Here is a 9,052-nt window from a genome sequence, read left to right as displayed (position 1 = left end):
GGGCTCCGTTCTGGTTGGGGGCGGTGCTGGCGCTGACGCCGCTGTTGCTGGGGAGGGTCGCCGCGCCTGGCAGCGCGGAGCCCCCCGGGCAATGAGTGTCATGCTGGGGGGAGAGAGCTTGGTGCATGGGCGAGGGGATGGTAGGGATTCCTCGCTCCTGAAGGGTGGGAGCCTTGACCCGTGGGGCTCTCATGAAGGTGTGGAGTATCGCCGCGCTGTTGTTGCTGATGACCGGGTGCGCGACGGCGCGGGTGGTGAAGCTGGACACCGGCCAGGGCGAGCCGATTGTCTACACGCCGGTCGAGACCGCGCCGGTGAAGGTCGACGAAGAGGCGTTCAAGAGCGCCGTCACGCGGCTCATCCTGGACATGCGGCTGGAGGTCGCGCACCGGGGGGATGAACCGGAGGGACGACACACGCTGCTGGCCTCCGCCGGGGGGATTGTCGAAGGCGTGCGGGGCCGCACGGTGCATGGGTCGGAAGAGAGGATTTGTCAGCGGCGGGGCGAGGCTGGCGGATGTCTGGGCCTGCTGACAGGGGGCTTCGCCCTGGGGCCGATGGAGCGGCGGATGACGGCGCTCTCCTTCGCGCTCGATACGGTGTGGGAAGGGGTGGAGGAGGCGCTCGAGGACATGCTGAACCCCGCCGCGCTGCGGGCGATGGTCACGTCGATGATTGGAAGCGCGTTGGTAATGCTGGTCGCGCCCGAGCCCATCACCAAGCTCATCGCGCTCGCGTTGACGGCTTCCCTCATCGCGTACCTGGGCACCGGGCCGGTGTGGAACCTGGGGCAGGGCTTCCTGCAGCTCATGGACGAGTCACGGGACGCGCGGGACCTCTCGGCGTTGGAGAGCGCGGGGCACCGGTTCGGCAGGGTGCTCGGGGACAATGGGGCCCGGGTCCTGGTGCTCGTCGCGTTGACGGCGCTCGGCGGTAAGGAGGCGATGGCCGCGCAGGGACCGAAGCTGCCGGGCTTCGCGCAGGCGAGCCTGCGGGCGCGGATGGAGGGTGGATTCCAACTGTCGAACGTGCTGGCGGGAGAGGCTCGGTCGATCTCCTTGTCCTCTGCCGGAGTGCTCAACGTCGCGCTGGCTCCGACGGCCGTCGCGGCCGTCGCGATGGGGCCCGGGAGCGCGATGCAGGGGGACCCCGAGGGGGACATCCACCACATCTGCACGGACAAGAACGAGGTGTCCGATGCGTCAGGTGGACCCTGGACGCCAATCTATGAGGATATCTTCCAGGTTGCGGGGATGAAGCTGAGCGACCCTGCGAACCAGGTTCGAATCCAGGGGCACAAGGGGCCGCACCCGCGCGAGTACCATGAGGAGGTTCTCTTCCGGATTCGGCGTGTGATGCTGGGATGTCGAGATTCCGGGCAGTGCCGGTCCGCCTTGGTTGACGAACTGGCGAACATCGCGCGAGAACTCACGACCGCTGGTACCAAGCTGCGGAAACTCATCACGAAGAATCCCAAGGCGTGATCCTCCATGCCGAGACATTTTTTTGAGCTTGAGTTCGATGTCGATGTGCCGGGCCGCTGGTATCTGCGTGAGCCTACAAATTTTGAAGGACAAGTGGTCCCGGATATCTGGGCGTTTGTTTATGGAAGGGCGGTGGCGGACCCCGGGAAGTTGCGTGTCCCGCTTTCTCGTCCTGGCAAGCCGCTGGACTTCGACAAGACGACAGTCGCTGGAACTCCGATTGTCAGTGGGCGGGTCGCCGACGTGTTCCGGGAACTGGCACCGAACGACGTGCAACTCTTCCCCGTGGATGTTCAGGGGCAGTCTGAACCCTATTGCCTCCTGAACGTGACCCGCGTGATTCGCTGTATCGATGATGCGGCCTGTGAAGAGGCGCGGCTTTGGACGCCACAGGACGGAAGGCCAGACAGGAGCGGCGAGTACCACGTCGTTTCCGGCCTGCGCATCGATCCTCTGGCGGTGAATGACGAAGTTGTATTCCGGCCCTGGGGCTATCTGCTGCCAATCATCGTGGACGGTGAAGTCAAAGCCGCAATGGAGCGCACGGGGATCGTGGGTGGGCGGTTCATTGCGGTCTGATTCGCGCCCTCCCTACCGCAGGATGTCCTGCTCTCAGTGTTTGCTTCTAAGCGACCTCCGGTCGCAAAAGCTCCGGGATGTGACGACGTGACGCGACGTTTCTTTGACCTGAACATTGATGTCTACGTTCAAGGACGCTGGTACCTCGCGGCGCCGACGCATTCCTCAGGCCAGGAGATTGACGACATCTGGCAGTTTTCGGGAGGCCATCCGGTAGCGCTTCATGAGCGGTTGCGCATCCCCATCTACCGACCGGGACGACCGCTCGACTTCACGACAGCAGGCGCAGGACGAACCCCCGTTCTCAGTGCGGGGGCCGCGTCCGTGTTTCGCGAGTTGGCACCGAACGACATTCAGCTCTTCGAGGTCGAAGTCGAAGGGCAGTCTGAGCCCTATTTCATCTTCAACGCGGCACGTCGGATCCGTTGCATCGACGATGCCGCATGTGAAGAAGTCCAGCTCTACACTGCGGAGGGCGTACAGGCGCACCGGGCTGGTGAATGCCGCGCTGTCTATGGCTTGCGAATCGACAAGCCCAAGGTCGGTGATGCCCGCGTGTTCCGGCTTTGGGGCTGGTCTCCGCCCATCATCGTCGATGACGAGATCAAGGATGCGCTGGAGCGAAGCGGCATTGTCGGCGGACAGTTCGACGAGGTCTGACGGTGCAGTCGCCGCGCTGGCATGGTTCCAGGCTCAGGCCCCCCGCGCCTCGAAGGGCTTCATCTGCGCCGCCAGGGCCCGCTGGAACGCCGGACGCGCCTCGCAGCGCTCCTTGTAGGCCTTCAGCGTGGGCTCGCTGTCCAGCAGGTCGGTGTGACGGAGGATGCGGAGCACCGTCGTCATCAACAGGTCGCCGGCGGTGAAGCGCCCCTCCAGGTACTCGCGGTCACCCAGCCTCACGGCGAGTTCCTTCAGCCGTCGCCTGACCGCCTTCTCCACGTCCGGACGGTGGAGCTTCGCCCACTCCTTGTCGGGGGCGAAGAGGTCGATTTCAGCGAGCTGCTGGACGTGGATTTCAATCGAGTTGAGCGCCGCGAACATCCAGGTGATCGCACGCGCCCGTCCTGCTTCATCCCTGGGCAGGAGGACTTCGTTCCGGGACGCGATGTGGAACACGATCGCTCCCGATTCAAACAGGGCGAGCCCCTCCTCCTCGAACACCGGCACCTGCCCGAAGGGCTGGAGCTCCCGGTAGTCGGTGGAGGCCTGGGCCTGGGGATCGATCAGCATTTCCTCGTAGGGCAGCCCTGCCTCTTCGAGCGCCCACCGGACCCGGAGGTCACGCACCACTCCCTGTGCGAACGGCGGTACCCACTTGAAAGCGCTGATGCGGATCATGTCGCGGTGTCTCCCTGGGCCGTGAGTGGCCGAGGAGGACGACTCTTGTCGCGCCGCCAGGGATGCTCAACATCATCCGTGGCACTCCACGGGCTGCTGAACACGGCGCGCCGGATTCGGGGCAGGGATGACGCGGCGTGTGAAGAGACGCGGCCCTGGGCCGCGCTACCGGAAGGAATCGACGACGTAGGCCGCAGCGGTGGAGCCTTCCAGGATGGCGGTTCCCGGCTTCGACTCCGGCAGCTTTCGCATCTGGTCCCGACTGAGACGGGCCACCGCGCAGACGGGGATCTTCTCGCTGTCGGGTGGATGTGCCTCGTAGTACCGGATGACCACCTGCGGGCCGCTCGTCCAGACCTGCCCGTACAGGCGTGTTGTTGCTTCGAGTGTTCCGAAGTCGTCCTTGAGGATGCTCTCCACCGGTCCGTCGTAGAGCGTGACCCGCTTCGCGTCGAGCTGGTTCGCATCCAGGTCCACCCAGGACGCATCCCCGACATGCAGCTTGAGGTAGCGCATCGCCTTCCTGGCTTCTTCCGAGCAGTCCTGCGGGCCCGGTGTGCCATCCGCGCGCAAGGCCACTCCGGTCGTCGCAGGGCAACCGGAAGCCGTTGCGAGGATCGCGATGGAAGCGAGCAGGAGGGCTTGGCGGAAGGGCATGGCCAGCGCTTCTACTTCCGAATGAGGGTGTGATCCATCGTCACGGCCACCTGGAGAAGGCCGTCATCGCGGAAGATCTGAAGGGCGAGATCCGTGAGCTGTCCCTCCTTTGTTTCAAAGGCGCTCTTGTCCGCCACGACAGCAATGGTCCCTGTTTGACCCGGAACGATGGTCGCGCGATTCATGCGCAGGGCGAAGGGACGCGACGTGGCGGAGGTGAAGTCGCGGCTCAGGGAGGCACCATCGAACTTCCAGGGACCGCCGTAGTAGGTGTTCTTCAACGTAATCACGGCGGCTGCCTTGCCGGGACCCGAGAAGACTTCAACCGAGATGTCCATGTCTTCGCGGGCCAGTCGCAAGAACCGCGTCTTGCGAAACGGCGTCTTCTTCACTTCGCCGTTGGCCAGCAGCGTCGCGTAGGCGTGGTCGACGGAGTTCTCCTCCTTCTTGAGCCGTTCGTTCTCATCACCCAGCTTCCGCTCCCGCTTGAGCGAGTCGTACAGCGACGACAGCACCGCGTCGTAACTCTCCGTATCCCGGAACACATTCACCTGCTGGTCCGTCCATTCCCGGTCCTCAGGGCTGGGACGCTTCACCAGGAACGCGAACTCGGTCCCATCCACGAGCGTCACCCGCAAGGGGACAGCCTCCCCTTCGTCCAGGTCCCGAAGCGGTTCGAGCACCACCTTCTTGCCGCCCACGAGAGGGGCCGCGAAACGCCCCTCCCAGCCGAGGAGCCGCGTCTTCGCGGGATCGACGTCCTGCTCGAAGCGGAGGGCCGTCAGCACCTGGCCGACGACATGGATGCTGTGCGCTTCCTGCGCCGGGTGCTCCGAAACCTTGAGGGTCCGGACCGTGAGCTTGTCGTCCCGGGCCATGGCCACGGAGGCCATCAGGAGGAGCAGCAGGCCGCATCTGGCAGAGAACAGGTTGCACATCATCCGGGCAACCTACCAGGGCGGTTCTCAATGCGGCAATTCGATGTGTGGGTTGTTCCTTCGTTGGGGGCGTGGATGCCCAGGGAGTCATTGGGTGTAGATCCCTGTCCATGAAACCCGTCCGCCAAGCCATCCCCACATGTCTGCTCTGCCTCCTGCTGCTGCTTCCTCTCGCGGCCCCGGCCCAGACGTCCAGGCCGCGTGCGCGGGCCAGTGACCTGGGCATCTCCTTCGGAGGGACGCCGGGCGCGCTCAATGCCATCACCGACGTGAAGGGCGTGGAGGTGGGCCACACGACGCTCCACTCGGGCGGGGGCGCGCCCGGTTCTCCCCAGGTCCGGACCGGCGTCACCGCCGTGCTTCCCCGGGGCCGGGACGCGGTGGCGCATCCGGTCTTCGCGGCGACCTATGCCTTGAACGGCAGCGGGGAGATGACCGGCACGCACTGGGTGAAGGAGTCGGGCCTGCTCTCCGGTCCCGTGATGATCACCAACACGCACGCCGTGGGCGCCGTACATGAGGGCGTGATTGCCTGGGCCCAGCAGCGCAACCTGACGTGGGAACTCGGGCTGCCCGTGGTGGCGGAGACCTGGGACGGCCTGCTCAACGACATCGATGGCTTCCATGTGCGGCCCACCCACGCCATGCAGGCCATGGACGCCGCGCGCCCGGGGCCCGTTCCGGAAGGCTCCGTGGGCGGCGGAACGGGCATGGTCTGCCATGGCTTCAAGGGCGGCATCGGCACGTCCTCGCGCAGGCTTCCGGCGGAGCAGGGCGGCTACACGCTCGGTGTCCTGGTGCAGTGCAACTACGGCAGCCGCCGGCTCCTCTCCGTCGCCGGGGTTCCCGTGGGCGAGGAGATCCCCGACCTGCGCGCCTGCTACACCGGGGCCCAGCCTCCGAAGGGGCCCTTCTTCTCCCAGATGAAGCCCTGCGCGGAGCGGGCCGGCACCACGCCCACGCACCCCGAAGGGATGGGCTCCATCATCGTGGTGGTGGCCACCGACGCGCCGCTCCTGCCGCACCAGTTGGACCGCATCGCCCGGCGGGTGCCGCTCGCCCTGGGGAAGATGGGGGCTCTGGGCGAGGACTTCTCCGGCGACATCTTCCTCGCGTTCTCCACCCAGCGCGCGCTGCCGGTGGACGGAGCCCCCGCGGCCAGCGTCGCCATGCTCGAGAACGAACGGCTCAACCCGCTCTTCGAGGCCACGGTGCAGGCCACCCAGGAGGCCATCCTGAACGCGATGCTCGTCTCCGACACGATGACCGGGAACCAGGGCGCGCGGGTGTATGGCCTGCCCCACGACCGTCTGGTGAAGGTCCTTCGCAAGGCCGGACGGCTGCCTCCGGCGCCAAAGCCGAAGCCGGGGAAGTGACCTCCGGAGCGCTCGCGCCTTTCCGCGTCCCCATCCGCTGCGCCATGCTGCTTCGCGAGCGACCCCCACCGCGTCCCCTTGAGGGCGCGTCCGTGGGGGCGCATACGCCGGAAGGGGATGCGGGATGGAGCTGACGGGAGAATACGGGCCTCCGCGGGATGAGCAGGAGCTGGCCTCGGTCGTGGACATCACCACGCAGGCCTTCGCCATGGTCGCCGCCGACGCCGAGGGCGTGGTGCGCAAGAACCACGGGGCCGGGCTGCTGCGCCTGCTGCGCCATGACGGACAGGTGGCGGCGTCGCTCACCCTCATCCGCATGGCCCAGTTCCTGGGGGGCCGCTCGGTGCCCATGATTGGCGTGGGCGGCGTGGGCGTCGCGCCCGAGCACCGGGGCGCCGGGGCCGCCACGCGCCTCTTCCACCACTTCCTGCGGGAGATGCGCGACGAGGGGGCGCCGCTGTCGGTGCTCTATCCCGCGACGCAGCCGCTCTACCGGCGCGTGGGCTATGAGCAGTCCGGCGCACGGTACGAAATCCACGTCGACGCCTCCGCGCTGGAACTGGGGGAGCGCTCGCTGACGCTGCGCCCCATGCGGCCCTCGGACGAGGAGGCGGTGGACGCGTGCTACCGGCGCTTCGCCTCCCAGCGCCAGGGCTGGCTGGACCGGGGCGACTACATCTGGCGGCGCGTGCGCACGCCGCGCAACGACACGGCGCACGGCTTCGTCGTGGAGGGCGCCTCCGGCCTGGAGGGCTTCGTGTACCTCATCCGGAGCCTCTCGCCGCAGGGGGCCGTGCCCAAGCAGGTGCTGAAGCTCAACGACCTGGTGGCCACCACGCCCGCCGCCGCACGTCGGCTCTTGCGCTTCCTGGGCGACCACCGCTCCCTGGCGCAGGACGTGGTGTGGTTCGGCGGCGCGGACGAGCCCCTGCTCGCGCTGCTGCGCGAACAGACGTACCAACTGAAGCTGTCCATGCACTGGATGACGCGGCTGCTGAACGTGCCCCAGGCGCTGGAGGCTCGCGGCTGGCCCCCGGGCCTGTCCGGCGCGCTGCACCTGGACGTGGTGGACGACGTCCTTGCCCAGAACCAGGGGCGCTTCGTGCTGGAGGTGGAAGGCGGCGCCGCGCGCGTACGGCCCGGCGGAGAGGGACGGATGCGGCTGCACGTGCGCGCCCTGGCCCCGCTCTACACCGGCTTCCTGACGCCCCGGGCGCTCCAACTGGCCGGGATGCTGGAGGCGGACGAGGCGTCGCTCGGGGTGGCCGGCGCCCTGTTCTCCGGGCCCGCGCCTTCCATGCGCGACATGTTCTGACGCCGTCCAGGACGCGGCTACCCGAGGCCGGCCGGGAGTGGTAGGAGCGGCGTCGTCTGGCAGGGAGGATGCTCACGTGCGCGCGTTCGTCACCGGTGGCTCGGGATTCGTCGGGAAGCACCTGCTCGCGGCGCTCGCGAAGCGCGGGGAGCCGGCGCGCGCGCTGGCCCGTTCGCCCGCGTCCGTGGCGGCGGTGCAGGCCGCTGGCGGCGAGCCGTGGGAAGGCGACCTGAGCGACCCGGAGCGGCTGCGCCTGGGCATGGAGGGCTGCGACACCGTCTTCCATGCCGCCGCGCACGTGAAGACGTCCGGCCCCCGCGCGGAGCTCTACGAGGCCAACGTGCGGGGCACGGAGGCCGTGCTGGAGGCGGCGCGCGCTGCCGGGGTGAAGCGTCTGGTGTACGTGAGCAGCCAGGCCGTGCTGGTGGACGGCGGTCCCATGGTCCGCCTCAACGAAACGCACCCGCTGCCCCGGCGCCCCGTGGGCCCGTACCCGTCCACCAAGGGCGAAGCCGAACGGCGGGTGCTCAGCGTCAACTCCGCGGACTTCACCACCGTCGCGGTGCGGCCCCCGCTCATCTGGGGACCGGGGGACACCACCGCGCTGCCCGCGATGGTGGCCGCGGTGAAGGCGGGGCGCTTCCGCTGGATTGGCGGCGGGCGCTACCTGATGTCCACCTGCCACGTGGCCAACGTCGTGGAGGGCCTGCTGCTGGCCGCGGAGAAGGGGCAGGGGGGCCAGGCCTACTTCCTCACCGACGGCGCCCCGGTGGAGTTCCGTTCCTTCATCACCGCCCTCCTGAAGACGCAGGGCGTGGACCCGGGCGACAAGTCCCTGCCCACCGCGCTCGCGGCGATGGTGGCGGTGACGAGCGACCTGCTGTGGGACGTGCTGGGTCTCAAGAGCGCCCCGCCGCTGTCGCGCACGGAGCTGCTGCTGGGGGGCCAGGAGGTGACGGTGAGCGATGACAAGGCCCGTCAGGAACTGGGCTACACGGGCAGCGTGTCGCGCGAAGAGGGTCTGCGGTCGCTGGCGACGCAAGCTGGCTGAAGCGCTCGGCCCTCCAGGTGAGGTAGCCTCCCCTCCCATGCGCAGGTTCGAGTTCGTCGACGGCAACAGCTCCAAGTTCTGGATGCCCGAGGTGCAGGGCGCCACCTTCATCGTCACCTACGGCCGCATCGGCACGGCCGGGCAGCGCAAGGAAAAGGCCTTCCCGGACGAGGAAGCCGCCCTGCGCGAGTACACCAAGAAGGTCGCGGAGAAGGTGCGCGAAGGCTACGCCGAGGTGGGCGCGGGCGAGGCTCCCGCCGCGCCGCCCCCCAAGGCCGCCGTCGCCGCGGCGCCCCCAAAGCTGGTGCTGCCCC

10 protein-coding genes are annotated in these 9,052 nt (G+C 68.0%); 7 read left to right on the top strand and 3 right to left on the bottom strand.

Annotated features, from left to right (window positions below; translation table 11 throughout):
- Positions 1-191 precede the first annotated feature (191 nt).
- From D7V88_RS34955 to D7V88_RS34945, 3 genes are all read left to right on the top strand, one after another.
- Entirely contained in the window at positions 192-1,484 is a 1,293-nt protein-coding gene (locus D7V88_RS34955) for an AHH domain-containing protein (protein WP_120544936.1), read from the top strand.
- Between the two features lie 6 nt (positions 1,485-1,490).
- Entirely contained in the window at positions 1,491-2,063 is a 573-nt protein-coding gene (locus tag D7V88_RS34950; protein WP_120544935.1) for an imm11 family protein, read from the top strand.
- A gap of 87 nt (positions 2,064-2,150) precedes the next feature.
- Entirely contained in the window at positions 2,151-2,723 is a 573-nt protein-coding gene (locus D7V88_RS34945; protein WP_120544934.1) for an imm11 family protein, read from the top strand.
- A 33-nt stretch (positions 2,724-2,756) separates the two neighbouring features.
- Here the strand turns inward: D7V88_RS34945 and D7V88_RS34940 are convergent, their stop codons facing one another.
- The 3 genes from D7V88_RS34940 to D7V88_RS34930 all read right to left on the bottom strand — a co-directional run bounded on the left by D7V88_RS34940 (position 2,757) and on the right by D7V88_RS34930 (position 4,999).
- On the bottom strand, positions 2,757-3,401 hold the full coding sequence (locus D7V88_RS34940) for a glutathione S-transferase family protein (protein WP_120544933.1): 645 nt from the start codon (positions 3,399-3,401) through the stop codon (positions 2,757-2,759).
- 165 nt (positions 3,402-3,566) lie between these two features.
- A complete protein-coding gene (locus D7V88_RS34935) occupies positions 3,567-4,058 on the bottom strand; it encodes a serine/threonine protein kinase (RefSeq protein WP_120544932.1) in 492 nt (163 codons plus the stop codon).
- A gap of 11 nt (positions 4,059-4,069) precedes the next feature.
- Positions 4,070-4,999, bottom strand: coding sequence for a DUF2381 family protein (locus tag D7V88_RS34930; RefSeq protein WP_244238560.1), 930 nt, complete (start codon positions 4,997-4,999; stop codon positions 4,070-4,072).
- A gap of 107 nt (positions 5,000-5,106) precedes the next feature.
- Between D7V88_RS34930 and D7V88_RS34925 the strand changes: the two genes are divergently transcribed.
- The 4 genes from D7V88_RS34925 to D7V88_RS34910 form a co-directional block, all read left to right on the top strand.
- On the top strand, positions 5,107-6,372 hold the full coding sequence (locus D7V88_RS34925; protein ID WP_120544931.1) for a DmpA family aminopeptidase: 1,266 nt from the start codon (positions 5,107-5,109) through the stop codon (positions 6,370-6,372).
- A 124-nt stretch (positions 6,373-6,496) separates the two neighbouring features.
- Positions 6,497-7,687 carry a GNAT family N-acetyltransferase gene (locus tag D7V88_RS34920; protein ID WP_120544930.1) on the top strand — a complete coding sequence of 397 codons (1,191 nt, stop codon included), beginning with the start codon at positions 6,497-6,499 and terminating at the stop codon, positions 7,685-7,687.
- A gap of 76 nt (positions 7,688-7,763) precedes the next feature.
- Positions 7,764-8,738: an NAD-dependent epimerase/dehydratase family protein gene (locus tag D7V88_RS34915; protein WP_120544929.1), complete on the top strand. Its 975-nt coding sequence runs from the start codon at positions 7,764-7,766 to the stop codon at positions 8,736-8,738.
- 37 nt (positions 8,739-8,775) lie between these two features.
- Positions 8,776-9,052: WGR domain-containing protein (locus D7V88_RS34910; RefSeq protein WP_120544928.1), on the top strand; the 277-nt coding region annotated here is incomplete at its 3' end.

The sequence above is a fragment of the Corallococcus terminator genome (assembly GCF_003611635.1).
GTDB classification, from domain to species: domain Bacteria; phylum Myxococcota; class Myxococcia; order Myxococcales; family Myxococcaceae; genus Corallococcus; species Corallococcus terminator.
This window is presented reverse-complemented; position numbering and strand designations above follow the sequence as displayed.

Excerpts from the sequence above, each read along its gene's own strand:
- D7V88_RS34955 (WP_120544936.1), top strand. The coding sequence starts at position 192 with ATGAAGGTGTGGAGTATCGCCGCGCTGTTGTTGCTGATGACCGGGTGC.
- D7V88_RS34950 (WP_120544935.1), top strand. The coding sequence starts at position 1,491 with ATGCCGAGACATTTTTTTGAGCTTGAGTTCGATGTCGATGTGCCGGGC.
- D7V88_RS34940 (WP_120544933.1), bottom strand. The coding sequence starts at position 3,401 with ATGATCCGCATCAGCGCTTTCAAGTGGGTACCGCCGTTCGCACAGGGA.
- D7V88_RS34935 (WP_120544932.1), bottom strand. The coding sequence starts at position 4,058 with ATGCCCTTCCGCCAAGCCCTCCTGCTCGCTTCCATCGCGATCCTCGCA.
- D7V88_RS34930 (WP_244238560.1), bottom strand. The coding sequence starts at position 4,999 with ATGATGTGCAACCTGTTCTCTGCCAGATGCGGCCTGCTGCTCCTCCTG.
- D7V88_RS34925 (WP_120544931.1), top strand. The coding sequence starts at position 5,107 with ATGAAACCCGTCCGCCAAGCCATCCCCACATGTCTGCTCTGCCTCCTG.
- D7V88_RS34920 (WP_120544930.1), top strand. The coding sequence starts at position 6,497 with ATGGAGCTGACGGGAGAATACGGGCCTCCGCGGGATGAGCAGGAGCTG.